24 protein-coding genes and 5 tRNA genes are annotated in these 26,726 nt (G+C 59.1%); 4 read left to right on the forward strand and 25 right to left on the reverse strand.

Annotated elements, in window-relative coordinates; translation table 11 throughout:
- The first annotated feature begins 70 nt into the window (after positions 1 to 70).
- Positions 71 to 370, forward strand: coding sequence for a hypothetical protein (locus tag ACF8GB_RS01680; protein WP_392526466.1), 300 nt, complete (start codon positions 71 to 73; stop codon positions 368 to 370).
- Here ACF8GB_RS01680 and mobV read toward each other — a convergent pair.
- From mobV to phnN, 6 genes are all read right to left on the reverse strand, one after another.
- Positions 367 to 1,383: a MobV family relaxase gene (gene mobV / locus ACF8GB_RS01685; protein WP_392526467.1), complete on the reverse strand. Its 1,017-nt coding sequence runs from the start codon at positions 1,381 to 1,383 to the stop codon at positions 367 to 369. The two genes, ACF8GB_RS01680 and mobV, sit on opposite strands and share 4 nt — an antisense overlap.
- On the reverse strand, positions 1,380 to 1,853 hold the full coding sequence (locus tag ACF8GB_RS01690) for a hypothetical protein (protein WP_392526468.1): 474 nt from the start codon (positions 1,851 to 1,853) through the stop codon (positions 1,380 to 1,382). Before ACF8GB_RS01690 ends, mobV begins: the two co-directional genes overlap by 4 nt.
- Before the next feature lie 372 nt (positions 1,854 to 2,225).
- Positions 2,226 to 2,756, reverse strand: a complete 531-nt coding sequence (locus ACF8GB_RS01695) for a hypothetical protein (protein ID WP_392526469.1) — start codon at positions 2,754 to 2,756, stop codon at positions 2,226 to 2,228.
- Complete coding sequence (locus tag ACF8GB_RS01700; protein WP_392526470.1) at positions 2,740 to 4,002, reverse strand: hypothetical protein; 1,263 nt, start codon at positions 4,000 to 4,002, stop codon at positions 2,740 to 2,742. Before ACF8GB_RS01700 ends, ACF8GB_RS01695 begins: the two co-directional genes overlap by 17 nt.
- 685 nt (positions 4,003 to 4,687) lie before the next feature.
- A tRNA-Arg gene (locus ACF8GB_RS01705) sits at positions 4,688 to 4,764 on the reverse strand.
- Between the two features lie 110 nt (positions 4,765 to 4,874).
- The gene (gene phnN, locus ACF8GB_RS01710) at positions 4,875 to 5,468 is read right to left on the reverse strand and encodes a phosphonate metabolism protein/1,5-bisphosphokinase (PRPP-forming) PhnN (RefSeq protein ID WP_058637620.1); all 594 of its coding nucleotides are present in this window, start codon (positions 5,466 to 5,468) and stop codon (positions 4,875 to 4,877) included.
- A 343-nt stretch (positions 5,469 to 5,811) separates the two neighbouring features.
- Here phnN and ACF8GB_RS01715 point away from each other — a divergent pair, with 343 nt between their 5' ends.
- The gene (locus tag ACF8GB_RS01715) at positions 5,812 to 6,138 is read left to right on the forward strand and encodes an Arc family DNA-binding protein (RefSeq protein WP_027915923.1); all 327 of its coding nucleotides are present in this window, start codon (positions 5,812 to 5,814) and stop codon (positions 6,136 to 6,138) included.
- Between the two features lie 130 nt (positions 6,139 to 6,268).
- Here the strand turns inward: ACF8GB_RS01715 and mgtE are convergent, their stop codons facing one another.
- The 8 genes from mgtE to alaS form a co-directional block, all read right to left on the reverse strand.
- The gene (gene mgtE / locus ACF8GB_RS01720; RefSeq protein ID WP_058605568.1) at positions 6,269 to 7,711 is read right to left on the reverse strand and encodes a magnesium transporter; all 1,443 of its coding nucleotides are present in this window, start codon (positions 7,709 to 7,711) and stop codon (positions 6,269 to 6,271) included.
- Between the two features lie 395 nt (positions 7,712 to 8,106).
- Positions 8,107 to 8,183: transfer RNA gene (locus ACF8GB_RS01725), tRNA-Arg, on the reverse strand.
- A 69-nt stretch (positions 8,184 to 8,252) separates the two neighbouring features.
- A tRNA-Arg gene (locus tag ACF8GB_RS01730) sits at positions 8,253 to 8,329 on the reverse strand.
- 70 nt (positions 8,330 to 8,399) lie between these two features.
- A tRNA-Arg gene (locus ACF8GB_RS01735) sits at positions 8,400 to 8,476 on the reverse strand.
- Between the two features lie 106 nt (positions 8,477 to 8,582).
- Positions 8,583 to 8,673, reverse strand: a tRNA-Ser gene (locus tag ACF8GB_RS01740).
- A 72-nt stretch (positions 8,674 to 8,745) separates the two neighbouring features.
- On the reverse strand, positions 8,746 to 8,934 hold the full coding sequence (csrA, locus tag ACF8GB_RS01745; RefSeq protein ID WP_058637619.1) for a carbon storage regulator CsrA: 189 nt from the start codon (positions 8,932 to 8,934) through the stop codon (positions 8,746 to 8,748).
- Positions 8,935 to 9,100: 166 nt separating this feature from the next.
- Positions 9,101 to 10,336, reverse strand: a complete 1,236-nt coding sequence (locus tag ACF8GB_RS01750; RefSeq protein ID WP_023533761.1) for an aspartate kinase — start codon at positions 10,334 to 10,336, stop codon at positions 9,101 to 9,103.
- Positions 10,337 to 10,454: 118 nt separating this feature from the next.
- The gene (alaS, locus tag ACF8GB_RS01755) at positions 10,455 to 13,079 is read right to left on the reverse strand and encodes an alanine--tRNA ligase (RefSeq protein WP_196121834.1); all 2,625 of its coding nucleotides are present in this window, start codon (positions 13,077 to 13,079) and stop codon (positions 10,455 to 10,457) included.
- Positions 13,080 to 13,421: 342 nt separating this feature from the next.
- Here alaS and ACF8GB_RS01760 point away from each other — a divergent pair, with 342 nt between their 5' ends.
- Both ACF8GB_RS01760 and ACF8GB_RS01765 read left to right on the forward strand, forming a co-directional pair.
- Entirely contained in the window at positions 13,422 to 14,609 is a 1,188-nt protein-coding gene (locus ACF8GB_RS01760) for a M91 family zinc metallopeptidase (protein ID WP_196185803.1), read from the forward strand.
- Between the two features lie 130 nt (positions 14,610 to 14,739).
- Positions 14,740 to 15,573, forward strand: a complete 834-nt coding sequence (locus ACF8GB_RS01765; RefSeq protein WP_196121836.1) for a hypothetical protein — start codon at positions 14,740 to 14,742, stop codon at positions 15,571 to 15,573.
- A 3-nt stretch (positions 15,574 to 15,576) separates the two neighbouring features.
- Here the strand turns inward: ACF8GB_RS01765 and astE are convergent, their stop codons facing one another.
- The 11 genes from astE to ACF8GB_RS01820 form a co-directional block, all read right to left on the reverse strand.
- On the reverse strand, positions 15,577 to 16,584 hold the full coding sequence (gene astE, locus ACF8GB_RS01770; RefSeq protein ID WP_392526471.1) for a succinylglutamate desuccinylase: 1,008 nt from the start codon (positions 16,582 to 16,584) through the stop codon (positions 15,577 to 15,579).
- An 11-nt stretch (positions 16,585 to 16,595) separates the two neighbouring features.
- Positions 16,596 to 16,886 carry a type IIA topoisomerase (DNA gyrase/topo II, topoisomerase IV), A subunit gene (locus tag ACF8GB_RS01775; protein WP_023533754.1) on the reverse strand — a complete coding sequence of 97 codons (291 nt, stop codon included), beginning with the start codon at positions 16,884 to 16,886 and terminating at the stop codon, positions 16,596 to 16,598.
- Between the two features lie 13 nt (positions 16,887 to 16,899).
- Positions 16,900 to 18,249, reverse strand: coding sequence for an N-succinylarginine dihydrolase (astB, locus tag ACF8GB_RS01780; RefSeq protein ID WP_058605574.1), 1,350 nt, complete (start codon positions 18,247 to 18,249; stop codon positions 16,900 to 16,902).
- Between the two features lie 20 nt (positions 18,250 to 18,269).
- Positions 18,270 to 19,733, reverse strand: coding sequence for a succinylglutamate-semialdehyde dehydrogenase (gene astD / locus ACF8GB_RS01785; RefSeq protein ID WP_392475016.1), 1,464 nt, complete (start codon positions 19,731 to 19,733; stop codon positions 18,270 to 18,272).
- A complete protein-coding gene (gene astA / locus ACF8GB_RS01790; RefSeq protein WP_023533743.1) occupies positions 19,734 to 20,762 on the reverse strand; it encodes an arginine N-succinyltransferase in 1,029 nt (342 codons plus the stop codon).
- A 69-nt stretch (positions 20,763 to 20,831) separates the two neighbouring features.
- Positions 20,832 to 21,851, reverse strand: coding sequence for an arginine/ornithine succinyltransferase subunit alpha (gene aruF / locus ACF8GB_RS01795; RefSeq protein ID WP_023533801.1), 1,020 nt, complete (start codon positions 21,849 to 21,851; stop codon positions 20,832 to 20,834).
- A 130-nt stretch (positions 21,852 to 21,981) separates the two neighbouring features.
- Positions 21,982 to 23,202, reverse strand: coding sequence for an aspartate aminotransferase family protein (locus ACF8GB_RS01800; RefSeq protein WP_196125999.1), 1,221 nt, complete (start codon positions 23,200 to 23,202; stop codon positions 21,982 to 21,984).
- Positions 23,203 to 23,440: 238 nt separating this feature from the next.
- Positions 23,441 to 24,421, reverse strand: a complete 981-nt coding sequence (gene argR, locus ACF8GB_RS01805) for a transcriptional regulator ArgR (RefSeq protein ID WP_058605577.1) — start codon at positions 24,419 to 24,421, stop codon at positions 23,441 to 23,443.
- 98 nt (positions 24,422 to 24,519) lie between these two features.
- On the reverse strand, positions 24,520 to 25,284 hold the full coding sequence (locus ACF8GB_RS01810) for an ABC transporter ATP-binding protein (RefSeq protein ID WP_027915914.1): 765 nt from the start codon (positions 25,282 to 25,284) through the stop codon (positions 24,520 to 24,522).
- A gap of 22 nt (positions 25,285 to 25,306) precedes the next feature.
- Positions 25,307 to 26,005: an ABC transporter permease gene (locus ACF8GB_RS01815; RefSeq protein ID WP_392526472.1), complete on the reverse strand. Its 699-nt coding sequence runs from the start codon at positions 26,003 to 26,005 to the stop codon at positions 25,307 to 25,309.
- A complete protein-coding gene (locus ACF8GB_RS01820) occupies positions 26,002 to 26,691 on the reverse strand; it encodes an ABC transporter permease (RefSeq protein ID WP_058637609.1) in 690 nt (229 codons plus the stop codon). Before ACF8GB_RS01820 ends, ACF8GB_RS01815 begins: the two co-directional genes overlap by 4 nt.
- Between the last annotated feature and the right edge of the window lie 35 nt (positions 26,692 to 26,726).

Genomic DNA, 26,726 nt, shown 5'->3' on the forward strand with positions numbered 1-26,726 from the left:
TAAACACTACCATCGAACTAACACCCGCCTTAGACATCAAGCAACCACCAACCAACAAGGAGTAATACACATGAAAACCTTCCCAAAAGACGAGCAAGCCAAGAAAATTTGCTGGGACTGGGCTGAAGACTTTAAATCAATGGGAATGGTGGGCGACTATATGTTTTGGCAGTCCATCGGACTTGCATTTGACAGTGGCGCATCGGTGCACGACACATACATCATTACGAAGATCAATAAATCCATCCGAATCAAGATCGAAGCATCACGAATGGGGCCTATTCTGCCTAAATCGCTGGGGAAAGCGCTCATCGAAATCGGGCGCGAGGCGAAATATCTCGAAATGGTTATGACACATACCTTTGGCTAGCCTAGCGAAGGTGAGTCCTCATATGCGCGGGCCCTGCGATGGGCCTGTGTCGCGACAGCGTTTCGGTCTTCAAGCACGTCCAATCGACGCACCAAGGCGTCCCTTTCCCCTTCCAGCGACAATACCCTGCTTTCCACTGCGCCAATCTCTGCTTCACGCACAGCCAAGGCCATAGAGCGCTGCTCCAGGTTGAACTCTTTCATTCCATGCTCAATCTCTCGGTGTGAAGAGATCTGTTGTTTTAAATCTAACTGTTTAGCCGTCTGTTCCAGGCTTCGACATCTAGAACGAGTGGCCTTCCTGATGCGAGGCTGCCAGGTAGCGCACAGGGCGTTAGCCCTTGCCACATCCTCAGCCTCGATCCAGCGCTTAGTTTTTTTACCGAACGCAGCAGCAGCATAATCTTTAAAGCCCAACTGAGGCGCTGCCCCGGCTGCTTTCATGACCGAATAAAATTTCGCTACCTCTTCATGTTTTGCGTTTGAACCTACCACGCCACGCTCTAACCCTCGGCTAAACCCGCAAGCGGCGTGGAAGTCGTCCTGCATCTGCCGAAGTTTGGTAGCCCCCCCGAGAAAATCACGGCACGACAAACGCCCGTCCTTAGTGCGAGGTACAACGTAGGCAACCAAGTGCGGTGTAGATTCGTCCAAGTGGACAGTCGAACTGACGACATTGTCCGCCCCATGCCGCTTCTTCAGCCACACCAGTGCATCAGAGAAATACCCTCCTCCTAAATCATCTAGATGCCCTCCATGCCGCTTAAAGACCTCCGACGACGCCGTGATCAGGTATTCAATGCAAAGTACCGCATCGCGCCTCCGTTTGTCTGGAAGCCTGCCCTTCATTGCTTGGATCAACCTGTCGGTGCCTTGCGCACCCACCGTCCGATTGCGGCTTAGCCGGGCTGGGTCGGCATTGGGTGTGGGCTGCTCTCTAAAAGTGTGACGCGCCGAACGGACGACCGCTGCTATGCTCTTGAGCTTTTTCGTGCGCAAAATTGCGTAACTCATATCAATGGCTCGTCAAAACCAATTCTATAAGCTTGGCGCTTCCACGTAGGAACATACGGCTTAACAGGTTGTGCTAGCGGCGCCGGTATCACTGTGGCCGGCGAATCTCCACCGCCACCAGAGTGCGACGCGAGCACCCCATGGATGACATCCAAGAGCAGTGCCAGGGCAAGCAAGATAGCGTCTAGGAGCGTTACCTCAACCCTCAAAACTTCCCGAAATCCAGCTTCATCAGCCTCAATGTACCTACTAGCTGAACCCGTATTCTGTAGTTTAAGCAGAGCATCGAAAGCCTTTGGAACATCTGTTCGACGGATTTCATAGAAGTCGGTAAGAGGCCCATCACTGGGAAAGTCCGCAAGTGCCCTGGCAATCACCTCATCAAATTTTTTGCCTGGGAAAGTCGAACACGCCCGGGCCATCATCAAGCGGTGATTTTGAGAAAGAGAAAGGGGGGTGGCATAGCTCATCGGCGGCATCTCCTGTCGCTCTGGTTGTTGTCCTACCAGTATGCGAATGGAGCAACGAGCGATACAACCTCGCCAGAGACACGATGTGTAACTCACTACACATTGTTCCAATGTTACGTTCGCCAGCAGGCTGGCAAAATCAAAGTCGCGCCCCTTCGGCGCCCACCGCCTAGGGATCGCCCTAGATGCGAAGGGCATGGGGAAAAACCCCATACCCTCCGTTATTTTACGATCTCGATAATGGTCAAGGGTACGCTTCGCCAAGGCACTCACCCGTTCCTGCTCACTACGTTGCGCGGGCTGCGGCCTCACACCTTGCCCTTGACCTGTCAAGAACCTGGGTGGGCCCGCAACCCTTACAACCGCGAGGAACTAGACATCATCCTCGCGCTCCCGCTTAACTCGTTTTTCATGAAATTCTATGAGAAATAAAAAGTTTGAACGAATCACATAGAACACAGATAGCGTCTGAAGGAGAGTAGCGTAAATAACCACCGCGACCGCTGTAGCTTTGATGTTAAGTCGATGGGCCTCATAGAAAGCCGTGTTTGCTACAAGAGTTTTACCGAGAAGAACGTAGATAATTGCCATCGCAACAAGAGCAGAAACTATGATACTACCGACCATGGTTTTTAATCTGGCAGAGTTTTCCTGCGCCTCGCTGAAATCCGCACTCGTAACATTGTCACTTGTTATACGTATTAAGGCATCGGGATATAGGTAGGCCACCCAGATCCCCATAATGGTAAACACACAGCCCGAAATATTCAGGAGCGCACCACCATAGTCTTTTATGTCAGCATAGCTGACAGTGATACCCGACCATTTAACTAAAGCCAATATCACCCCAAAAACCAAAGGTGGCACACACAAATAGAGAATCCACTCAAGCGATTTGCGCAATTTCCGCCTCCACTGGAGCTTGCTCTTCTGCACCGAGCGCTATCTTATCTGCTTCTTCAAGTGCTGCCCTCGCCTGTTCTTCCAGTATTTTCTGCTTGGCTATGCTGTCGATATACTCCGAGCGTTTAGGCGACAAATATTGGAATATAGTGGCCGCTGGGATAACGTCACTACCACCATCCTCAACGGAGATAGAGTCAGTTAGGCGGTATTCTTGAGCCCAGGTTACACGCGAATTGTGATCCATGAACCCGACTTTTTCCCAACCGTCTGCATCTACATCTCCACTCGAGGCAATAATATCAAGAATTTCCGCCCTAGATGGTGATGTCTCAATCTTGAGCTCAACCTTAAGATTTTCTTTAACCTTCTGAGCAGGGCGACTAAACAACTTATTGACAACCGGAATCTTAGAGAGCCCTCCAACCCAACCCTCAAGAACCTCATCCTTCGCGTAAGTCGGAACAAGCTTCCTATTCAATACATACTTAGTCGTCTCTGCAATTTCGTTTATTTTTGACTCAGTGGTCGAAAAAATCTTAAGCGCAGCCTTGAACTTGAATGTAACCTTGTATTTAAATTCTTCATCTTTCTTAACCTCTGACGGATCGGCAGACTTTTTAGACGTCTCATCAGCAGATCCAGCAGCACCTTCTACAGCGTCAATTACTTCTTTTTTAATATCAAAGTAAACTCGAGTAAATGACTTTTCCTTGCCAGAAGCCATCACTTGTTCTTTTGTCTTAATACCAGGAAATTTAACCCTGAAATTTACGCAGCCATTAACCCACTCGTGAACCATATCTGAATCGCAACGCGAGTTATCGAATTTTATGGAGACCATGTAGTTTTTGCTTGGGATAAACCAATAATAACTTGGATGCCCCCATATAACATCTTCCTGATCATGCTCCGAATCAGGCTTAAGAAACTTACTGGGATTTCCACCACTATCTAACTTCACGCCAACCATTGATCTGTCATTATCCGGATCTGACTTCCATAGAACGAACAGAAAGTCTCCAGTCACCTCGTCCTTGTAAACATCATGACAGTAGCAATTTACGCCCTTTGATTTTGCCGAATCATCCCAAGGCACTGTAGTCTTGAAAGATCTCCCACCGACCCAATTTTTTATTGCCTCCAGCACAACGTCCGCTTCAAGACCGTAGCAATTATCGGAAACAAAACCGTACAACCCACATTTCTCAATTTCAAAAAAATTCAAGGTACCGGTGCGGCGCATAAATCAGATCCTTCAGATTTCAATAGGCCGTGGGGGCTGGAGGGCGTCCACTAAACCGTGCTGTCGTTAACAAATGAGATGACCACCAAGCTGATGAGAGGATCAAGGCCACCAGTTTGGCATCATAACGGCCAGCAGCCGTGATAGCCATCTGCTTGTAGGCCTCTGCATTACACGGATGTAGGACTTGAAAACGTAGACTTTGCCTCACGGGGCAGAGCGCATCTACAGGCAACACCCTGTGATGGTGAAGACGAACTGGAAGGCGACGACGCAGCTGGCCTCAGCGCAAGTCAAGCAAGCCAGTCGAGCCCTTCGGGCCAACGACTGAAGAGACGAACGCATAAACGGAGTTGAGCGTTTGAGCCTCCCTACAGCCAGCTTACAGCAGTGCTGCTAATCACGGGCGAGGAGGAATGGCCCGGATGGCATACCCTAGCCAGATCACCTCCAATACTGACGAAGGTGAGCGAAGCGCCTTGAGAAAGCGCAGGGTTTAGGCGGTCAACCTGGGAGAACGCTGAAGAAAAGCCGGATTGAGCTCGATGATTGCAGCGGATGAATTGAGTCTACGCCATGCCTCGCAAGGCACTCTGGAGAAATTCGACCAGCCTACAGATGCTAGCCCGGTGATAGCCCAAAGGAAGACCATCCCCAAGAAAAACTGATAACTGCTTGATTTATATGGCGTCCCAGGGCAGGTTCGAACTGCCAACCTTCCCCTTAGGAGGGGGATGCTCTATCCAATTGAGCTACTGAGACACTGAAACTGGCAGCAGGCGCTGCTCAGCGGGACGGCGTGCATGTTAACCAGCGTGCGGCCGTTTGTCATGTGTTGCAGTGCCATTTGAGCGTAAACCTTTTCCGAAGCCCTAGTACGCCTGGATAACACACTCTTCTCGCAACACTGCCAGCAAGGCCTCGACTGCCGAAGACAGCGTAGTCGAGTTGTCCACCGTTCTTACGCCATCGTCGGCCGTATCGCTCAGACTGACATGCCGAGCCAGACGCTGGTCAATCTCGTTTTGGGTCTCCCGCCCACGGGCCTGCAGGCGCTGACGCAGGATATCGAGACTGACGTCCACACGGATGGCCAGCAAATCAGGGTAGCGAGTACGAGCCTGCGCCAGGTGGCCGCGCGAGCCGTTTACCAGCACCGACCTGCCCTGCTCCAGCCACTCATCTACCTGCCGGGGGATACCGTATTGCAACCCATTGGCCTGCCAATGCATGGCGAATGCGCCTTGCAGCTTCATACGTTCGAACTGCTCGACACTGACACCTACCGCTGCCTCCCCCGTGGCTTCAGGGGAGCGCGTGATGACCCGACGGGCTATTTCGACATGCGCGGCTGCCAGCTGCGGGCGGGCCGCGTCGATCAATGAATCTTTGCCCGCGCCAGAGGGTCCGATCAACAGAATCAGCCTGCCTTTTAGCGGCGAAGCGCAGCTTGCATCATGGTGCATTGCCACTATGCTCTCTGATTAAGAACCTGTGCGTTTGACGCTACTTTCGACGCAGGTTTCAGGTTTTTTGCAGGATTAGCGGGGATACGTCTGACTTGAGGCCACCACTAAACGTGTGAAAATTTTAACCAGTGCTCATTTCAGACAATTGGTACTGGCATAAAGCCTTTATGCAGATCACTATTTGTCACAGAATTGACGCCAAGGAAACGACAGCATTGAGGCAAGATGAGCGTCCATCTGCACAACCGGTTGAACATTTTGGCGATAAGGCGGTCGTATTTCCACCCCGCGCGGCCAATTTGAGAACCGCTTCCCCTGAACCAAAATCTGGTCAATTTATATGCGCCCAATGAAACAGGCTATTTATTCGAGCCGCACTGCTGACAAGTTCGTCGTTCGCCTGCCAGACGGGATGCGTGAGCGCATCGCCGAGGTAGCACGCAACCACCACCGCAGCATGAACTCGGAGATCATTGCACGCCTGGAACAGAGCCTTATCCAGGAAGGTGCCCTGGGTGAGGAATTGAGCATGCGCCTGGACAGCCCTGAACTGTCATTGCACGAACGCGAGCTGCTGCAGCGCTTCCGCCAGCTGTCCCATCGTCAGCAGAATGCGCTGGTTGCCCTGATTGCCCATGACGTGGAAATGGCTGCTGACGCTTCCTGACGCAAACCTTTGCTGCCATCCACAAAAAAGCCAGCTGATGCTGGCTTTTTTGGTTTTGAAATGGCGGCCTCTTCGTTGCCTTTATCATCCAGACAACCGGACGTCACGCACGGCGTAATGCCCCGAGCCGTTAGAGCAAGAACACGGTGGCGAGCCCCAGGAAGATGAAGAAGCCGCCGCTGTCGGTAACTGCGGTGATCATCACGCTCGACCCCATTGCCGGGTCGCGCCCCAGGCGGGTCAGGGTCATCGGTATCAGCACGCCCATCAGGGCCGCGAGCAGCAGGTTCAAGGTCATCGCGGCCGTCATCACCAGGCCCAGCGACCAGCTGCCATAAAGCCAGAAGGCCACCGCGCCGATGACGCCACCCCAGATCAACCCGTTGATCAAGGACACCGCCAGCTCCTTGCGCATCAGGCGCGAGGTATTGCCTGGCGATACCTGGTCAAGGGCCATGGCGCGCACGATCATGGTGATGGTCTGGTTGCCGGAGTTGCCACCGATGCCCGCCACGATCGGCATCAGCGCAGCCAAAGCAACCAGCTTCTCGATGGACCCTTCGAACAAGCCGATGACCCGGGATGCGACGAAAGCGGTAATCAAGTTCACGGCCAGCCACGCCCAACGGTTGCGCAGCGACCGCCAAACTGACGCAAAGATGTCTTCTTCTTCGCGCAGACCCGCCATGTTCAGCACTTCGGTCTCACTCTCTTCGCGAATCAGGTCGACCATTTCGTCGATGGTCAGACGCCCGATGAGCCGATCGCTCTTGTCCACGACTGGTGCCGATACCAGGTCATATCGCTCGAACGCCTGAGCCGCGTCGTAGGCGTCTTCGTCGGGATGGAAGGACACGGGATCGGTGGCCATCACGTCGGCCACTTGCTTGTCCGGGTCGTTGACCAGCAGGCGCTTGATCGGCAATACACCCTTGAGAATGCCATCGTGATCGACCACGAACAGCTTGTCGGTGTGGTTGGGCAATTCCTTGAGACGGCGCAGGTAACGCAATACCACTTCCAGGCTGACGTCTTCACGGATGGTCACCATCTCGAAGTCCATCAGCGCGCCGACTTGTTCCTCGTCATAGCTCAGCGCGGAGCGTACGCGCTCGCGTTGCTGAGCATCGAGGGTCTCCATCAGCTCATGAACCACGTCCCGTGGCAACTCAGGCGCCAGGTCGGCCAGTTCGTCGGCGTCCATTTCCTTGGCAGCGGCAAGCAGCTCGTGATCGTCCATATCGGCGATCAGGGACTGGCGCACGGCGTCTGACACTTCAAGCAGAATGTCGCCGTCACGATCCGAGCGCACCAGCTGCCAGACCGTCAAGCGGTCTTCGAGGGGCAAGGCTTCGAGGATATAGGCGATATCGGCGGGGTGCAGATCATCGAGCTTGCGTTGCAACTCGACAAGATTCTGCCGGTGGACGAGGTTTTCTACCAAGTCGTTGTGTGCACCTTCCTGGCGGTGCGTGACATCTTCAACCAGGCGCTGGCGCTGAAGCAGGTCGACGACCTGGGACAGACGATCCTGGAGGCTTTCTTGCGCTTTCTTTACTTCTACTTCCGTCATAGGCGAACTCCACTCCCAGCCGCGGAGCACGCCGGGGGAATCAATCGATTAGATCTATCTGTACGAAACGGTTTGGGGAGTAACTACTGGGTAAGTCCATGGTGGTGATCCACAAGCCCCGGCGGGGCTGACGGGCGCAATCATACACTGCTCAAGCTGACAGATCGCTTAAATTTTTGGCTATAACAATCGTTTGCGCGTCATTGCTCTGACAACGCATGAAACCATCGGTGCAATAGTATTGGGCGAGGTTGCGCGTGCGCCCTGCCAAACGCTTGGCGTACAGGCACAGAGCCCCAGAGCCCGTACAGAGGGCATGGCTGAATAAACGATTGAATGCGCAAAGCTGGGGAAAACAAAAAGCCCGCTCATTGAGCGGGCTTTCTGTTTGGGTATGGCGGACTCAGCAGGATTCGAACCTGCGACCGCTCGGTTCGTAGCCGAGTACTCTATCCAGCTGAGCTATGAGTCCGTTTGGTAGTTTTAGACCAGATTACCACTGGTTTTTGAAGCAGCCTTGATAACAAAACCACTTCGAAAGTGGCGGACTCAGCAGGATTCGAACCTGCGACCGCTCGGTTCGTAGCCGAGTACTCTATCCAGCTGAGCTATGAGTCCGTTTGGTAGTTTTAGACCAGATTACCACTGGTTTCTTGAAACAGCCTTGATAACAAAGCCACCTCAAAAGTGGCGGACTCAGCAGGATTCGAACCTGCGACCGCTCGGTTCGTAGCCGAGTACTCTATCCAGCTGAGCTATGAGTCCGTGTCTTGCCGCGCATTATAGGCTGCTGAAACATTTTTGCAAGAACTTTTTCGTTTAAAATCAACTACTTAGCGTTCTTACAACTTGCAGCAACCTAAGCGAATAATGGCGGTGAAGGGGGGATTCGAACCCCCGATACCCTTATGAGGTATACTCCCTTAGCAGGGGAGCGCCTTCGGCCACTCGGCCACCTCACCGCAACACGAGGCGAATATTAAACAGGTTCTTCCTCGTCTGCAACCCTTTTTTTGAAAAAAACTTCAAAAGAATTAAAGGCTTGGCTCCTCGTCCTTCTCGTTCTTGATCCGCAGGTAGATTTCCTCGCGGTGAACAGCCACTTCTTTTGGCGCGCTGACGCCGATACGTACCTGGTTGCCTTTGACGCCGAGCACCGTCACGGTGATCTCGCCATCGCCAATGACCAGGCTCTCCGCACAGCGACGAGTCAGAATCAACATAGCTTTCTCCTTACGCAAAACATTCAGGGATAACAGTCTTTAAAATTTCAGCCCGGTCGTGGACGTCGACGCAGGCTGCTGTGCTTCATACGCAGGCCTGGACGGGGCCTGCGCAACGAGCAGAAACGCGAAGGGCGCGGCAAGCCGCGCCCTTCCAGGCAAGGCCTTACTCGCTCTGTCGAGCCGGGGCGTCAAGCTCGAAGGCGGTGTGCAGGGCGCGCACCGCCAGTTCCAGGTATTTCTCCTCGATCACCACCGACACCTTGATCTCGGAGGTGGAGATCATCTGGATGTTGATGCTCTCCTTGGCCAGCGCTTCGAACATGCGGCTTGCAACGCCTGCGTGCGAACGCATGCCGACGCCGACGATGGAAACCTTGGCGATCTTGGTATCACCGATCACTTCACGGGCACCGATTTCGCGCGCGGTATTCTGCAGCACGCTCTGAGCCTTCTCGTACTCGTTGTGCTGTACGGTGAAGGTGAAATCGGTGGTGTTATCGTGGGCGACGTTCTGCACGATCATGTCCACTTCGATGTTCGATGCACTGATCGGGCCCAGAATCTTGAACGCCACGCCCGGATTGTCCGGTACGCCGCGGATGGTCAGCTTGGCTTCATCACGGTTGAAGGCGATACCGGAAATGATCGGCTGTTCCATGGATTCCTCTTCATCGATGGTAATGAGGGTACCCGGACCCTCCTTGAAGCTGTGCAGCACGCGCAGCGGGACGTTGTACTTGCCGGCGAATTCCACCGAGCGAATCTGCAGCACCTTGGAACCGAGGCTGGCCATTTCCAGCATCTCTTCGAAGGTGATCTTCTCCAGGCGTCGTGCCAGCGGCACTACGCGAGGGTCGGTGGTGTAGACGCCATCGACATCGGTGTAGATCTGGCATTCCTGCGCCTTGAGCGCAGCGGCCAGGGCGACACCTGTGGTGTCGGAACCACCCCGGCCGAGTGTGGTGATGTTGCCGTGCTCATCCACCCCTTGGAAGCCCGCCACCACGACCACACGCCCGGCCTTGAGATCAGCGCGGATTTTCTGGTCGTCGATCTGCAGGATGCGCGCCTTGTTATGGGCACTGTCGGTAAGGATGCGTACCTGGTTGCCGGTGTACGAGACGGCAGGCACACCGCGCTTGGTCAATGCCATGGCCAACAGCGCGATGGTGACTTGCTCGCCCGTGGACACGATCACATCCAGCTCGCGCGGAACCGGATGCTCGCTGATCTGCTTGGCTAGGTCGATCAGTCTGTTGGTTTCGCCGCTCATGGCAGAGAGCACGACCACCAGGTCGTCGCCTGCCTCACGGTGCTTCTTGACCTTGTCGGCTACCTGCTCGATCCGCTCGATGGAACCGACAGAGGTGCCGCCAAATTTCTGTACGATCAACGCCATTTCAATGGTGCCTCAGCCCATACAGGGCCCCAAAAAACAATCCAACCTGAAGGACAGGACGACTCACCCCAGCGGGGCCAGGAGCGCAGTTCGCGCTCAAGCCGCCCTGCCCTTCATCTCAAAGTCCCTGCTCTGCGAACGGCACGGCCAGCGCCAGGGCCTGGTCCAGGGCCGCGACGTCGACGCCGCCACCCTGTGCCATGTCCGGACGCCCGCCGCCCTTGCCACCCACTGCCGCAGCGGCTTGCTTCATCAGATCGCCAGCCTTGAGTTGGCTGGAGAGGTCTTTGGTCACGCCGGCCACCAGCACGACCTTGCCCTCATGCTCGCTGCCCAGCAGGATCACTGCATGGCCGAGCTTGTTCTTAAGCTGATCGACCAGGGCGAGCAAGGCCTTGCCATCCTGCCCGTCTACACGGGCGGCGAGCACCTTGGCACCCTTGACCGCCACAGCCGCGTTGGAGAGATCATCCCCGGCGGCGCTGGCGGCCTTGGCCTGCAGCTGCTCGAGCTGCTTCTCCAGCTGGCGGTTGCGCTCAAGCACAGCCGACAGCTTGTCGATCAGGTTGTCACGGTTACCTTTCACCAGTTGCGCCGCTTCCTTGACCTGCTCCTCGGCAGCGTTCAGGTAAGCCAGCGCAGCAGCACCGGTCACGGCCTCGATACGACGCACGCCCGACGCCACGCCGCCTTCGCTGATGATCTTGAAGACGCTGATGTCGCCTGTGCGCTTGGCATGAATGCCACCGCACAGCTCTACCGAAAAGTCGCCGCCCATGGTCAGCACGCGCACCGTATCGCCGTACTTCTCGCCGAACAGGGCCATGGCACCCTTGGCTTTGGCCGTCTCGATGTCGGTCAGCTCGGTTTGCACAGGCGTGTTGCGGCGTACTTCGCGGTTGACGATGTCTTCCAGCGCCTTGATCTGCTCAGGCTTCACCGCTTCGAAGTGGCTGAAGTCAAAGCGCAGGCGCTGGCTGTCCACCAGCGAGCCTTTCTGCTGCACATGCTCGCCCAGCACCTGGCGCAAGGCTTCATGCAACAGGTGGGTGGCCGAGTGGTTCAGGGCGGTGGCGTGCTGCACATCCGCGTCGACCTTGGTTTGCACTGGAGAGCCTACGATCAGCGCACCGGTGGCGACCACGCCGTGATGCAAGAAGGCGCCCCCGGTCTTGGTGGTGTCGCGCACGTCGAAGCGCGCCGAGCCTGCCTGTATGTAACCGGAGTCGCCCACCTGGCCACCGGACTCGGCGTAGAAAGGCGTGCGATCCAGCACGATCACGCCTTCCTGGCCCTCGCCCAGTTGGTCAACCGACTGGCCATCGTGATACAGCGCAATGATCCTGGCCGAGGCCTCGGTGGCCTCGTAGCCCAGGAACTCGGTCGCACTGTCGACCTTGACCAGGCTGTTGTAGTCCATGCCAAACGCGCTGGCAGAGCGTGCACGCTCGCGCTGGGCCTCCATTTCACGTTCGAAACCGGCCTCGTCGATGGTGAGCTCGCGCTCACGGGCGATATCGGCAGTCAGGTCCATCGGGAAGCCGTAGGTGTCGTAAAGCTTGAACACCACATCGCCCGGCACCACGTCGCCCTGCAACTGGGCCAGGTCCTGCTCGAGAATGCGCAGGCCCTGCTCAAGGGTCTTGGCGAACTGTTCTTCTTCGGCTTTAAGCACACGCTCGATATGCGCCTGCTGGCTGCCCAGCTCCGGAAACGCTTCACCCATTTCGGCAACCAGCGCGGCGACGATCTGGTAGAAGAAGCTGCCCTTGGCGCCCAGCTTGTTGCCGTGACGGCAAGCACGACGAATGATGCGGCGCAGCACATAGCCACGGCCTTCGTTCGAAGGCAGCACGCCGTCGGCAATCAGGAAACCGCAGGAACGGATGTGGTCGGCTACCACTTTCAGTGAGGCCTGCCCCTCGTTGCTGCAACCGATGGCCGTGGCCGCCGCTGACAGCAGGTTCTGGAACAGGTCGATCTCGTAGTTCGAATGCACGTGCTGAAGCACGGCGCTGATGCGCTCCAGGCCCATGCCAGTATCGACCGACGGCGCCGGCAATGGGTGCAGCACGCCGTCGGCTGTACGGTTGAACTGCATGAACACGTTGTTCCAGATCTCGATGTAACGGTCGCCGTCTTCTTCGGGCGAGCCGGGCGGGCCGCCCCAGATATCTGCACCGTGGTCATAGAAGATTTCGGTGCACGGCCCGCATGGACCGGTGTCGCCCATGGTCCAGAAGTTGTCCGACGCATAGGGCGCGCCCTTGTTATCACCGATGCGCACCATGCGCTCGGCGGGCACCCCTACTTCCTTAGTCCAGATATCGTAGGCTTCGTCGTCGGTGGCATAGACCGTGACCCAGAGCTTGTCCTTGGGCAGGTTCAGCCACTTCTCCGACGTGAGGAAAGTCCAGGCGAAGGTGATGGCGTCGCGCTTGAAATAATCACCGAAGCTGAAGTTGCCCAGCATTTCGAAGAAGGTATGGTGACGTGCGGTGTAACCGACGTTTTCCAGGTCGTTGTGCTTGCCACCGGCGCGCACGCACTTCTGGCTGCTGACAGCACGGGTATAGGCGCGCTTCTCCGCTCCGAGGAAACAGTCCTTGAACTGGTTCATGCCGGCATTGGTGAACAACAGGGTCGGGTCGTTATTCGGAATCAGCGAACTGGACGCGACTCGGGTATGCCCCTGTTCTTCGAAGAAGCGAAGGAAGGCTTCACGGATTTCTGCGCTTTTCATAGGATCTTCCACGGAAACGGCGGCCCATCAGGGCAAAGCGTCGACGAAACGACGGCAAAGGGCCGCATTATATCGGGCCTGCAGGCTTGGTGCAGTGAGTTTGTGCTATTGAAATGGCCGAATCGGCTATTGGCAGCGTCAAACGCATCAATCATTTATCACGCCTGATGCTAAATCCCTGGCTTCCTGGCTGGCAACTCCTGAAACCGCTGTCTGCCAACGGTAGACCCGACATGCGCCCTGAACACCGAGGGTCATCAAGCAAACGCGGTAGCCGGTTACCGCTGAGCCGCCCTGGCCGGGGCTTAAGGTGCTTTCCTCGAAACCAGAAGGATATCGCCAATGCCTCAAGCCAATCTTGTCGTATATACCCCCGCCGGCCTGGTGGAGCAGCATGTGCTGCCCTATCAGGACCAGGCGTTCATCATCGCGCGCGAAGATCAAATCGTGCGGGTGCAGGCGCTGCGACCCCGTGTCACGCTGTCTGTCGAAGCGCATGCCAGCGGCGTGATGCTGCGCAGCAGCGGCTTGCGCTACGCACTGGCGCTGATGGGCGACGACATCCTTCACGTTCGCACAGGCTCAGGGGATGACCGTGTACACGTGGCCATCGCGGTCGCCAACCAGGTGGTGCTGGAAACCGGTGATGGCGACGACATCATTAAAGTGGAAGGTGTGGCCACTGCTGACAGCACCGCCGTCGGGCGAGTGATGATCGATGCAGGCCCAGGCAACGACCTGATCGAAACCACGCGCCTGCAGCAAGTCGAGATCGATGCCGGTGCCGGCAACGACACCGTGCACAGCGGCGCAACCCATGCCTTCATTTACGCAGGCGAAGGCGAGGATATCGTCAAGGTTGTCGAAGGCAGGGCCGTGATCGAGGCACTCGACGGCCATAACCGCCTCACTACCGGCATGCTTGACGACCGCTTGTACGGTGACGCTCGCGCTATCACACCAGAGGGCGGCTTCACAGCGCCTGTGCTTTATGACCTTGCCCAGACAACTCTGCCCGCCGACTACCTCAAGACGTTTCTGGTGCAGGGCGAGGCGCACTACATCGAGAAGGTGAACCGTCAACTCAACCTGCTCCGGGCCAGCCCCACCGCCTCGGTATTGCTCCATGACCTGGTGACCAACGGTGCGCGGGTGATCATCTCGAGCATAGAGGCACTGGACAACGCCGATGCTGACTATGACCCTGGCCAGGGTGACCCAACGATTCGCAACGGCAAGCGCGGTGCACGCGCACTCAATTGCCGCATCGGTTACAACCCGCTGGCTCAGCGCCCTGACACGCCTTCAGTGGTCATGCTCTATCACGAACTCTGCCATGTCTGGAATTTCGTCACCGGCAGCGTCACGGACGAGCCGGAACGGCAGGCCGTTGGTTTGGAGGCGGGGCTACAAGGCTTCGACTACGACGACGATCCGGTCACCCCGCCAGACACCAGCAACCCCTTCCCCTTCAATGAGAATGCACTGCGCTTGGAGCTTGGCCTGCCAGCCCGGCAGACCTATCCGTAGGCAAGATTGGACACAGACTCCGGTGGATCACCGGCCCATTCAATACAGCTTCGGCTGAGCCTAAATAACTACCGCACCCAGCAAAGCCGGCAGGCTTAGCCTGAATGCTCTTGAACAGGAGATCATGCCCATGACTGCAGTAACCCAAACCTTCAATATCGACGGCGGCGACAAAAGCGAGCGTTTGAGCTTCGGGGAAATGGACGAAGCGTTAGCCTACGATGCTACAGACGGCGAAGAACGTCTCGGGTCTCGTGTCTATTTTGGTTACGAGCTGTACAAACTCTATTCGGCTAACAAGTTCAACATCCAACGAAGGCTGATCGAGGCTTTCGACGACGATGTGAAGGTTGGCACTCTCGATGAAATCCAGGTCTGGCTCAATACTGCGAACGTTAGCCTGAGCCAGGAGTGCGGCCTGGATCTGGAAGTGGACGGGGTGTCGCTGAGACTGAACAGGTCCACACCCGATCAGCGTGTGCACTTGCTGTTCAGCGGCGAGGACATTCCAGCAGGGTTGACCGATAACGCCGATGGCACACTGCGCGTGGATGCCAATGCTAGCGATAATGCGCGTTTCGAAACCACTGCCATCGACCACCTCTTCATCTACGGCACTCCGCAGTTCCAGAACCGGGTGTATGAGCAGCTCGCATTGCTGTCGGGCTACCCTGATTTGAAAAAGGCATTGGACGCTGCCCGTCAAGGCTACGCCAACGTACCCGACATCGTGCTCATGCAATGCCATGCAGGCCCGGCGCAACAGGGACCAGGCTTCGACCTGAGCCGCGTCATCCCAGCCAAATACGCCGATTTGCTACCCGGTGAATACACCGCTGTACTGTACGACCCTTACCAAGCCAAGGGCTTGGACGGCCTGACTGCACTTGCCAGGATGCTGCAGGACGCATACGAAGCCTTGGCTCCGGGCGTACTGCTACCGGCTCCGGGTACCGACATCTAAGGTTCAGGCCAGATTTTCACCGTCATCAGGCACCACGATGATCCCCGCCCTAAGGCCATTACGCACCTTGGGGTTGGGGAATATGATCCGTGCGCCCTCTTCTTCGATTACCCAGCGCACGCCAGCCAGGTCATCGGCCAGCAGGTAGCCTTTGTCCAGCGGAGAGAAATTCTGGATGTCGGCTGGCAGGTGCAAGCGGAAACCGTCGCTGTGCTTGATGACCTCACGCGCCACGCGAAACAACTGCAACCCCTCCAACGACCCGCCGTCATCGGGCTCGGTGGCCTGAAGGATGTGCACTAGCCGTGCTTCGAGCTTGTCCAGATTCACCGCGTCGTTCTGGCCAAAAGGGCGGGCCTTGCCCAGCTCAAGGGTAAAGGCCTCGGCATCGAGCTGCTCGTAGGTAAAGGCACTGAACGTGATCGAAGGCTTGCACTGCAACAGCACCGCCTCCATGCCCGCCGCAGCCAGGCGGGCCAGTTCACGCCGGGAATGTGTGCGCCCTTGCTTGAAGGGATACAGCGCGAACTGCTCGATCCTGGAGCCTCGAATGGCCGTGTGCAGGTCGTAGTGCAAGCGACTACGCCCAGGCTTGCTGAAAAAGACCCGCGCGAATTGTTCAAGCTCGGCAGCGCGCAACGCCTCCGGCCCGCTGGATTGCTCGTGGCGGCCATTGAACAGGCGGTTGATGTCCTGTTCGACGAACCGCTCACCTTTGACGATGGCCGCCGGGTTGCCGAACAGCAACAGCACCCGCGCCCGAGGCACGATGTCTCCACGTGCAACACCATGCAGCAGACGTTCGAGCAACTCGATCGGGGCGGTCTCGTTGCCGTGAATACCTGCAGACAGCAACAGGTCCAGGCCGCAGTCGTCAGCGGCGCTGGGGCTCACTTCCAGGGCTCCCTGCCCCAGCCAGCGAAGGCGCACGCCCCTGGGCGTCACTTGGGTCTTCTCGGCCGGTTCATGGCCGGTGAGGGTCAGCTCAAGCAATTTGCCAAGGGCGAGCATGGTGGGCGTCCTCAGTGATGGTGGCCGCAGTCCGGACCGTGAACGTGGTCGTCGTCTTCGCCGACGTCGGCCGGCTCCATTTCCAGTTGCAGGCTGACCAGGTTGGTCGCAAGGGGGCGCAGCAGCAGGTTGGCATATTCGGCGTCGCCCTCCTCCACATCCACCCCGATCAGCAGTTGGCCGCGGCCGTCCTGCTGGATCCATACTTCCTTGCCTTGCCACATCACGGCAAAGCGCGTGCACGAAGTTTCCAGCTGAGTGCCGTCTTCATCTTCCAGGATCAGGCGCAGGGCGTCGGTCATTGCAATTCTCTCTTCAAGGTTGGCGTTGGAACGGGTATACCGAGCCCAACTTGAGTATCTGGGTCAATTCGTCCAGTGCCGTACGGCACTCCTGCAGCAACAGAGGATCGGCCAGGTCAGCGTCGACCAGACGGTCACGGTAGTGCCGATCGACCCACTGCAGCAGTGTCTCGTACAACGGGGCGCTCATGATAACGCCTTGGTTCACCGCCGCCAGTTCCGTTTCGTTCAGGGCCACACGCAGGCGCAGGCAAGCCGGCCCGCCACCGTTTTGCATGCTCTGCTTGAGGTCGAACACCTGCACCTCCCGCACCGCTGTGCCCAGGCTGGTAAGCTGCTGCAGATACGTCCAGACCCGCTCGTTGTTGCGGCACTCCTCCGGCACCACCAGCAGCATCGACCCATCGTCGCGGCTGAGCAGCTGGCTGTTGAACAGGTAGGAGCGCACGGCATCCTCTACCGAAACGGTGGCACGCGGCACGCAAATGGCCTGCAACTCACCGCCCTTGGCCGCCAGCTTGGCACGAAGCTCGGTGAGCACGGCCTCGGTATCGAGAAACGCATCCTCATGGTAGAACAGCACCTCCCCATTGCCGACCGCGATGACATCGTTGTGAAACACACCCTGGTCGATCACCGCGGGGTTTTGCTGAGCATAGACCACCGCGTCGGCGCTGAGCCCGTGCAGGCGGGCCACGGCCTGGGACGCTTCGAGGGTTTGCCGGGCCGGGTATTTCTGAGGTGCCGGGTAGCGGCTGTCGAAAGCACTGCGGCCATAGACGAAGAATTCGACCCCAGCCTGCCCATAATCGCGGCAGAACCGCGTGTGGTTCGCGGCGCCCTCATCGCCGAATTGGGCGACGCTCGGCAAGGCGGGATGGTGACTGAAATGGGCCTCGTCCCCGAACATGGCTGCCAGCACGCGACTGGTAGTGGGGTGCTCGATACTGCGGTGGTATTTGCAGTTGAGGTTGGCAGCAGTGAAGTGCACCCGCCCATCGGCCGTATCGGCGCTGGGGCTGACCGTCGCGGCGTTGGCCACCCACATGCTCGACGCCGAGCAACTGGCAACCAGCAGCGGCATGGCCTCCCGTGCGGCGCGCTGGATCACCTGGGCATCGGTGCCGGCGAAGCCAAGCTGGCGCAGCGCGGCCACATCGGGGCGCTCCTGGGGCGCCAGTACCCCCTGCTTGAAGCCGAGGTCGGCCAACGCCTTCATCTTCGCCAGCCCCTGGCGCGCCGCTTCGCGCGGGTTGGACCCTTGGTGGCTGTTGCTCTGGGAGGCCACGTTGCCGTAGGACAAGCCACCGTAGTTGTGGGTAGGCCCTACCAGGCCGTCAAAATTCACTTCGTATGCTTTCATCGGCAAGGCTCCGACCATCGTTATAGTATGACGCCCGGCGCCAGGGTGGCCGGCAAGGTCAGGCTGGTGGCCTCCAGCGACGCGACGGGGTAGGCGCAGTAGTCGGCTGCGTAGTAGGCGCTTGCCCGGTGATTGCCACTGGCGCCCACCCCACCGAACGGCGCGCTGCTGGCTGCACCGGTGAGCTGGCGGTTCCAGTTGACGATGCCTGCGCGGCTGTGTAGCCAGAAATGCTCATAGCGGGCCTGGGAATCGCTGAGCAACCCGGCAGCCAGGCCATAACGGGTGTTGTTGGCTTCGGCGATGGCCGCCTCGAAATCGGGGTAGCGCAGCACCTGCAGCAGCGGCCCGAAAAACTCCTCATCCTTGCGCAGCGTCACGCCCGTGACATCGACGATACCCGGGGTCAGCAAGGCGGCATCATGCTGCGGCTGCGTCATCTCCAGCAGGCTGACGCCGCCCTTTGCAATCAGCTCAGCCTGGGCGGTCAGCAGCGCCTGCGCCGCCTGCAGAGAAATCACCGACCCCATGAACGGGGCCGGTTGCTGATCGAAAGCACCTACGGCCAGGGTACGGCTCACCTGGACCAGCCGTTCCAGCAACTGATCGCCCCATGGGCCCTGCGGCACCAGCAGACGGCGTGCGCAGGTGCAGCGCTGGCCCGCCGAAATGAAGGCCGACTGAACGATGGTATAGACCGCAGCGTCAAGGTCCTGGACTTCGTCCACTACCAGCGCGTTGTTCCCGCCCATCTCCAAGGCCAGAATCTTGTCGGGGCGGCCGGCGAACTGCTGGTGCAGAAGGTGCCCGGTACCACTGGAGCCAGTGAAGAACAACCCATCGATACCGGGGTCGGCGGCCAAGGCCACGCCCGTTTCACGACCACCTTGCACCAGGTTCAACACCCCGGCGGGCAGGCCCGCGGCAATCCAGCAATTGACGGTCAGCTCGGCCACCTTGGGCGTCAGCTCACTGGGTTTGAACACCACGCAGTTTCCAGCCAGCAGCGCCGGGACGATATGCCCGTTCGGCAAATGACCGGGAAAGTTGTAAGGCCCGAATACCGCCACCACGCCGTGGGGCTTGTGGCGCAGCACCGCAGTGGCGTCAGCCAGAGGGCCGCTCTTCTCGCCGGTGCGCTCACGGTAGCTCTGCACCGAGATTGCCACCTTGTTGATCATGCTGGTGACTTCGGTAGCCGATTCCCACAAGGGCTTGCCGGTTTCCTCGCCAATGCAATAGGCCAGCGCGTCGGCATGCTGTTTTAGCTGCGCCGCAAACTGTTCCAGCACCTCGATGCGCGCCTGCAGGCTCATGTGCGCCCAGGCAGGAAAAGCCTGGCGCGCAGCCTGTACGGCAGCCCGTACCTGGCCTGCATCAGCCCCCTGCCCTTGCCAGACGGTCGCCTGACTCACCGGGTTGAGCGATGTCAAGTGCTCGCCGCGCCCTGCTACCCAGTTATCGCCGATGTAATGCGTGGTCATTTACTGGCCCTCCCGGGCGGCCGACAGGGGCACGGCCCGCACGTTGTCGCCTGCACCCATGCGCAGGCGCTTGGCCGTCAGCGGGTCGACCACCAGCGTACCCGCCGCCAGCCGAGCCGGGGCGGCCGTGATGCGGCAGTCGTCGCGCTTACGGTTGTGGATGATGAATGGCGTGGCATCCTCACCAGGCGTACCGATGGCCAGTACCAATGTCTGGCTGTCGCGTACCGCGCGGATGCGGGCCGTGTCGCATTCGATGGCAGGCCCTGCGTCGAAGATGTCCACGTACCCCTGGTAAGTGAAGCCTTCCTGCTTGAGCATGGCCAATGCCGGCTCGGTGTCGGCATGCACCCGGCCGATCACGCTGCGCGCCGCTTCGGACAGGAAGCAGGTGTAAAGCGGGAACCTGGGCATCAGCTCGGCGATGAACGACTTGTTGCCCACCCCCGTCAAGTAGTCGGCCTGGCTGAATTCCATCTTGAAGAAATGGCGGCCCAGGCTCTCCCAGAACGGCGAGCGCCCTTGGGCATCGGACATGCCACGCATCTCCGCCATGATCTTCTGGCCGAACAGCTCGGGAAACTCGGCGATGAACAGCATGCGCGCCCGGGACAGCAGCCGACCATTGAGCCCTGAGCGGTAGTCATGGCGCAGGAACAGCGAGCACAGCTCGGAATTGCCGGTCAGGTCGTTGGCCAGGAACAGCGTGGGGATCTCGCGGTAGATCTTCAATTCCTGGGACGCACTGACGGTAAGCCCGACGCGGTAGTTGTACCAGGGCTCGCGCAGGCCTACGGCACCAGCGATGGCACTGATGCCCACGACCAGCCCTTCGTCGTTTTCCAGCACGAAGAGGTAGTCGGTATCACCGCGCTCGGCTTCACCGCGAAAGCTCTTTTCCGCCCACCCGACGCGATGCTCCAGGCGTTCCTCGTTGGCAGGCAGCGTGGTCAGCCCCGTGGTGCCGGTGCTGCGTGCCAATTCGATCAACGCAGGCAGGTCGCTACTGCGTACAGGACGAACGATCATGCTATCTCCTTGTGCGGCGGCATCAACCGGCGCGAAACTCTGCTAATCCTGCAAGATGGCGGGCGGCGCTCAGGCCGCGACCAGCCGCACACTGGCACCCTCGCCCACCCCCAGGGCGTCGGCCACCTCCTGGCTCAGGCTGACGGGCTTGCCAGGTACCCAGTCCAGTTCCACCAGCACGGCACGGTAATCTTGCAGCTGGCCGTTGCAGACCAGGTACGGCCGTGTGCCGCGGGCCGCAACCGGCTCGATCTTCACGGGCGCCACGCGGCTTTGCGCAATCGAACGAATACCCGAGGTACGGGCATGCAGGGTGGGACCGCCATCGAAGATGTCGATGTAGTGCTCGGTTTCGAAGCCTTCGCGCATGAGGATGTCGAAGGTGATCTGTGCCCGCGGATGCACCTGGCCCATGGCTTCCTGCGCAGCGTCAGGCAGCAAGGGCACATAGATGGGGTAATGAGGCATCAGCTCGGCCAGGAACGTGCGGCTCTTGAGGCCGCACAGGCGCTCGGCATCGGCATAGCTCAAGTCGAAGAAGTTGCGCCCGATGGCGTCCCAGAAGGGCGACTCGCCCTGCTCGTCGCTAAAGCCGACGATTTCCGTCACAACCGACTCGGCAAAACGCTCGGGGTGCGATGCCATGAACAACAGGCGACCCCGTGAGTTGAGCTCGGCCCACCCACTGCCCACAAGCTCGGGCAGCACGTAGAAACTGGTCAGCAAGCTGTTGCCGGTCAGGTCGTGACACAGCGACAGGACGTGAATCTTGTTGTGGATCTTCAGTTCCCGCGAGGCGTGGACGAACGTTTCGTTGCGAAAACTGTAGAAAGGCTCGGAATACCCTGCCGAGGCGACTATGGCCGAGCAGCCAGCCAGCTTGCCGGTCTCGCTGTCTTCAAGCACGAAGAAGTAGCGCTCCTCGCCATTGAAGCTGACCTCGGCGGCGAAGGAGGTCTCGGAGGCGGCGATCTTGTCGCCCAGCCGAGCGCTGTCGTCCGGCAACGAGGTGACACCAATGGGGCTGTCCGCAGCCATTCGCTGCACTTCGTTCAGATCAGCCATTTGCGCCGGGCGCATCACCAGCATGGTGTCACTCCTTGGAAAACGCGCTGCCAATGGCGGCGCGTAAAAAAAGGCAGGCGTCAGGCGCCTGCGTTGGAATCCGGGCTCACCGGCCGGTGTTGCAACCGGCGCGGCGCCGACCCTGCGAGCCGGCTCAGCCTTGGGTCAAGGTGACCACGGCACGTTCGAAGCGCTGCAGGCCTTCGTCGATGTCGGCATCCTCGACCACCAGGCTAGGTGCAAAACGCACCACGTCAGGCCCTGCCTGCAACACCATGACGCCTTCCTTCTCAGCGGCGTTGAGCACGTCCTTGGCCTTGCCCTGCCAGGCCTCGGAAAGCACACAACCGATCAGCAGGCCCACGCCGCGCACATGACTGAACAGCCCATTGTCGCGGCCGATCTGCTCCAGACGAGACTTGAAACGCTCATGCTTGGCCTTGATGCCTGCCAGGGTCTGCGGGGTGTTGATCACGTCCAGCACGGCGCAGGCCACCGCGCAGCCCAGCGGGTTGCCGCCATAGGTCGTACCGTGGGTGCCGACAGCCAGGTGCTTGGCCAAGTCATTGGTGGTGAGCATGGCGCCGATGGGGAAGCCGCCGCCCAGGCTCTTGGCGCTGGTCAGGATGTCGGGCGTCACGCCATAGTGCTGGTAGGCATACAGCGACCCGGTACGACCGACACCGGTCTGCACCTCGTCGAATATCAGCAGGGCATTGTGCTGGTCGCACAAGGCGCGCGCGCCTTCCAGGTAGGCCTTGTCAGCCGGCACCACACCACTTTCGCCCTGGATCGGCTCGATCACCACAGCGCAGGTCTTGTCGGAAATGCGCGCCTTCAACGCTTCCAGGTCGTTGTAGGGCACGTGGCTGATACCCGTGATTTTCGGCCCGAAACCATCGGAATACTTTGGCTGGCCGCCCACGCTCACGGTAAACAACGTGCGGCCGTGGAAGCTGTTGAGCGTTGCGATGATCTCGTGCTTTTCAGGGCCGAAGCGGTCGTGGGCTACACGGCGGGCCAACTTGAACGCCGCCTCGTTGGACTCGGCGCCAGAGTTGCAGAAGAACGCTCGGTCGGCAAACGTGGCCTCAACCAGCTTGTGAGCCAGGCGCAGGGCCGGCTCGTTGGTGAAGACGTTGGATACATGCCACAGGGTATTGGCCTGATCGGTCAGAGCCTTGACCAAGGCCGGATGGCAGTGGCCCAGGGCATTGACAGCGATGCCACCGGCAAAGTCGATCAATTCACGGCCAGTCTGGTCCCAGACACGGGAGCCCTCGCCTCGCACAGGAATGAAGGCCGCCGGGGAGTAATTGGGGACCATGACCTGATCGAAATCGGCACGTAGCACCGGGGCTTGCTCAACGGACATCTGAGTCTCCTGAAGAGGATCGCTGACCTGGAAGTGGCGAGCGATGGGGGGATTGTAAGGAACGATCAGCGCGTGGCCTTGCGGCCAAGCGACAACTTGTTACAGCGCAAAACCGGCATTCGGGCGGGCTTTCGGCAATGCGACAAACACTGTCGCAATCGCGCAGTGTACGGCAGAGACGAAGCTGGGTGAACGGGCGTTCACCAGGTTATGCAGCACGAGCGTGCTGGCACGTCGACTAACCTTTTTCAGCCGGCGCGGAGCTCAGTTCGAACGGGCTGCTGCTGCGTCGCTGGTTGCGGTCTTCACGGGGGGTGGCGCCAAAGAAGTTGCGGTAGGCACTGGAGAAATGCGGGCCGGAGGAGAAGCCGCACGACAGGCCTATCTGGATGATGGACTTGCTGGTCTGCATCAGCATCTGCCGTGCCTTGTTCAAGCGCAGCTCCAGGTAATACTGGCTCGGCACCCGGCTCAGGTATTGTTTGAAGATGCGCTCGAGCTGTCGCCGTGACACGCAGACATGCTGGGCAATTTCATCGGTGGTCAGCGGCTCCTCGATGTTGGCCTCCATCAACAGCACCGCCTGGGTGAGCTTGGGGTGGCTCGAGCCCAGCCGGTTCTGCAGCGGGATGCGCTGGCGCTCACCGCCCTCGCGAATACGCTCGACCACCAGTTCCTCGGACACCGCGCCTGCCAGCTCAGCGCCATGGTCACGGGCCAGCACTGCCAGCAACAGGTCGGTTACCGCCATACCGCCGCAGGCCGTCAGGCGATCACGGTCCCAGTCGAATAGATGACTAGTGGCGATGACCTTGGGGAAGCGCTCGGCAAAATCGTCCTGCCAGCGCCAATGCACGGCTGCGCGGTAGCCGTCGAGCAGGCCAAGCATGGCCAGTGGGTAGACCCCGGCAGACAGCCCGCCAATCATGCAGCCGCTGCGGGCCAATTGCTTGAGCGCCGTCGACAGCGCAGCCCCGATGTTGCCCGGCGCCTCATCGGCCATCAAAAACAGCTTGTGGCACCCTTCCAGGCGCCCGTTCCAAGGTTCGCCGGGCATGCGCCAGCTGCCTTCGACCGGGGCTTCGGCTTGCAGGAACAGGGTTTCGTAAACCACGTCGGGATGGACCCGCTGCGCCACCTGCAGGACTTCTTCGGCCAGCGCCAGGGTCAGTGGCCGGGTGCTGGGCCAGATGAGAAAACCAATTCGCTGGGTGGTCATAGGGTAAGGTCCGAAACCTGAGATCGTTCGATTCGATGCGCCGGGTCAGGCTGCGCGTGACACGCAGCATGCCCTATCGTGGTGCAAAAAAGCAGCTTTTACTTCAGGCTGCCGGACAGGAACTGCTTCAGGCGTTCCGAACGCGGGTTGGCCAGCACCTCACGGGGGCAGCCGGTCTCTTCGACCAGGCCCTTGTGCAGGAACACCAACTGGTTGGACACCTCGCGGGCAAAACCCATTTCGTGGGTCACCACCACCATGGTCCGGCCTTCCTGGGCCAGTGCCTGCATCACCTTGAGTACATCGCCAACCAGTTCAGGGTCCAGGGCCGAGGTCGGTTCGTCGAACAGCATGACCTCTGGTTCAACGGCCAGTGCGCGCGCAATGGCCACACGTTGCTGCTCGCCACCGGACATGTGCCCCGGGAAGGCATCCTTGCGGTGGGCAACCCCGACCTTCTCAAGGTAGTGCTCGGCCTTCTCCAGTGCCTCCTTGCGGCTGACCCCCAGCACATGCACCGGCGCCTCGATGATGTTCTCCAGCGCCGTCATGTGCGACCACAGGTTGAAATGCTGGAACACCATCGCCAGGCGCGAGCGCATGCGTTGCAGCTGGCGCGCATCGGCTGCCTTGAGTGCGCCATCCTTGCCGGGGGTCAGTTTCAGCTCTTCGTTGTTGAGCAGTATCTTGCCTGCATGGGGCTGCTCCAGCAGGTTGATGCAGCGCAGGAAGGTGGACTTGCCCGACCCACTGGAGCCGATGATGCTGATGACGTCGCCTGCCTTGGCCGCCAGGGAAACGCCCTTGAGGACCTCATGGCTGCCGTAGCGCTTGTGCAGGTCTTGGACTTGGAGTTTGTACATGCTGTCGATTCTCACAGAGCGGTCAGTGCTTGCGCGGCGCCAGGTAGCCGAGCCAGCGGCGTTCGGCCATCTTGAACAGGCGCACCAGGATGAAGGTCAGGCACAGGTAGAACACGCCCGCCGTGATGTAGGCCTCGAAAGGCAGGTAGTACTGGGCATTGACCGTGCGCGCGGCACCGGTGATGTCGATCAGGGTCACGATCGACGCCAGGCTGGTGGTTTGCAGCATCATGATCACTTCATTGCTGTATTGCGGCAGCGCACGGCGCAGCGCAGACGGCAGCAGGATGCGTCGGTTCATCTTCATGCGCGACATGCCCATGGCCTTGGCCGCCTCGATCTCGCCATGGGGCGTGGCTTTGAGGCTGCCGGCAACGATCTCGGCGGTATAGGCGCTGGTGTTGATGGCAAAGGCCAGGCACGCGCAGAAGGTTGCGCTGGACAACAAGGGCCAGAACACGCTGGCCCTGACGGCCTCGAACTGCGCCAGACCATAGTAGATCAGGAACAGCTGCACCAGCATGGGCGTGCCACGAATGACGTAGGTGTAAAGCCAGGCCGGCAGGTTGACCCACGGGCGCTTTGACACGCGCATCAAGCCCAGCGGAATGGCCGCCAGCAAGCCGAAGAACAACGAGACTGCCAGCAGCTTGAGGGTGGTGAGCAGGCCGTCGAAATACATCGGCAACGCTTCCCAGACCACGTTGTAGTCGAAGATCATAATTCGGTCACCTTGACACCCACCGAGTAGCGGCGCTCCAGATACTTCAGCGCCAGCAACGAGACGCTGGTCAGCACCAGGTACAAGGCGGCCACTGCCAGGAAGAAGGTGAAGGGTTCACGGGTGGCATCGGCCGCCTGCTTGGCCTTGAACATCATGTCCTGCAGGCCGACCACCGAAATCAACGCCGTGGCCTTGGTCAGCACCAGCCAATTGTTGGTAAAGCCTGGAATCGCCAGGCGAATCATTTGCGGCACCTGGATGCGGAAGAACACCTGCCGGGCATTCATGCCATAGGCGACCCCCGCCTCGGCCTGGCCCTTTGGAATGCCCAGAAATGCACCCCGGAACGTTTCCGAAAGGTAGGCGCCGAAAATGAAGCCCAGCGTACCGATACCTGCCAGCAGCGGGTTCAGGTCGATATAGTCTTCGTAGCCCACCAGCGGCGCCACGCGGTTGATGATGTCCTGCCCGCCATAGAAGATCAGCAGGATCAGTACCAGATCCGGTATGCCGCGAATGACCGTGGAATACAGGTCGCCCAGCCAGGCCAGCCAGCGCACGGGCGACAAGCGCAGCGCCACGCCGATCAGGCCGAGCACGATGGCCAGGGCCATCGACGAAAGGGCAAGCTGTAGCGTCAGCCACGCCCCATCGAGGATGACTGCCCCGTAGCCTTTCAACATGTTGAGGTCCTCGACCTAGAGAATGAAAAATGGTG

The organism is Pseudomonas sp. xss_4 (assembly GCF_043104125.1).
Classification (GTDB): Bacteria; Pseudomonadota; Gammaproteobacteria; order Pseudomonadales; family Pseudomonadaceae; genus Aquipseudomonas; species Aquipseudomonas parafulva_B.

Coding starts and splice junctions, on each gene's coding strand:
- ACF8GB_RS01680 (WP_392526466.1), top strand. CDS start 71: ATGAAAACCTTCCCAAAAGACGAGCAAGCCAAGAAAATTTGCTGGGAC.
- mobV (WP_392526467.1), bottom strand. CDS start 1,383: ATGAGTTACGCAATTTTGCGCACGAAAAAGCTCAAGAGCATAGCAGCG.
- ACF8GB_RS01690 (WP_392526468.1), bottom strand. CDS start 1,853: ATGAGCTATGCCACCCCCCTTTCTCTTTCTCAAAATCACCGCTTGATG.
- ACF8GB_RS01700 (WP_392526470.1), bottom strand. CDS start 4,002: ATGCGCCGCACCGGTACCTTGAATTTTTTTGAAATTGAGAAATGTGGG.
- phnN (WP_058637620.1), bottom strand. CDS start 5,468: ATGCACCATGATGCAAGCTGCGCTTCGCCGCTAAAAGGCAGGCTGATT.
- ACF8GB_RS01715 (WP_027915923.1), top strand. CDS start 5,812: ATGCGCCCAATGAAACAGGCTATTTATTCGAGCCGCACTGCTGACAAG.
- mgtE (WP_058605568.1), bottom strand. CDS start 7,711: ATGACGGAAGTAGAAGTAAAGAAAGCGCAAGAAAGCCTCCAGGATCGT.
- csrA (WP_058637619.1), bottom strand. CDS start 8,934: ATGTTGATTCTGACTCGTCGCTGTGCGGAGAGCCTGGTCATTGGCGAT.
- ACF8GB_RS01750 (WP_023533761.1), bottom strand. CDS start 10,336: ATGGCGTTGATCGTACAGAAATTTGGCGGCACCTCTGTCGGTTCCATC.
- alaS (WP_196121834.1), bottom strand. CDS start 13,079: ATGAAAAGCGCAGAAATCCGTGAAGCCTTCCTTCGCTTCTTCGAAGAA.
- ACF8GB_RS01760 (WP_196185803.1), top strand. CDS start 13,422: ATGCCTCAAGCCAATCTTGTCGTATATACCCCCGCCGGCCTGGTGGAG.
- ACF8GB_RS01765 (WP_196121836.1), top strand. CDS start 14,740: ATGACTGCAGTAACCCAAACCTTCAATATCGACGGCGGCGACAAAAGC.
- astE (WP_392526471.1), bottom strand. CDS start 16,584: ATGCTCGCCCTTGGCAAATTGCTTGAGCTGACCCTCACCGGCCATGAA.
- ACF8GB_RS01775 (WP_023533754.1), bottom strand. CDS start 16,886: ATGACCGACGCCCTGCGCCTGATCCTGGAAGATGAAGACGGCACTCAG.
- astB (WP_058605574.1), bottom strand. CDS start 18,249: ATGAAAGCATACGAAGTGAATTTTGACGGCCTGGTAGGGCCTACCCAC.
- astD (WP_392475016.1), bottom strand. CDS start 19,733: ATGACCACGCATTACATCGGCGATAACTGGGTAGCAGGGCGCGGCGAG.
- astA (WP_023533743.1), bottom strand. CDS start 20,762: ATGATCGTTCGTCCTGTACGCAGTAGCGACCTGCCTGCGTTGATCGAA.
- aruF (WP_023533801.1), bottom strand. CDS start 21,851: ATGCTGGTGATGCGCCCGGCGCAAATGGCTGATCTGAACGAAGTGCAG.
- ACF8GB_RS01800 (WP_196125999.1), bottom strand. CDS start 23,202: ATGTCCGTTGAGCAAGCCCCGGTGCTACGTGCCGATTTCGATCAGGTC.
- argR (WP_058605577.1), bottom strand. CDS start 24,421: ATGACCACCCAGCGAATTGGTTTTCTCATCTGGCCCAGCACCCGGCCA.
- ACF8GB_RS01810 (WP_027915914.1), bottom strand. CDS start 25,284: ATGTACAAACTCCAAGTCCAAGACCTGCACAAGCGCTACGGCAGCCAT.
- ACF8GB_RS01815 (WP_392526472.1), bottom strand. CDS start 26,005: ATGATCTTCGACTACAACGTGGTCTGGGAAGCGTTGCCGATGTATTTC.
- ACF8GB_RS01820 (WP_058637609.1), bottom strand. CDS start 26,691: ATGTTGAAAGGCTACGGGGCAGTCATCCTCGATGGGGCGTGGCTGACG.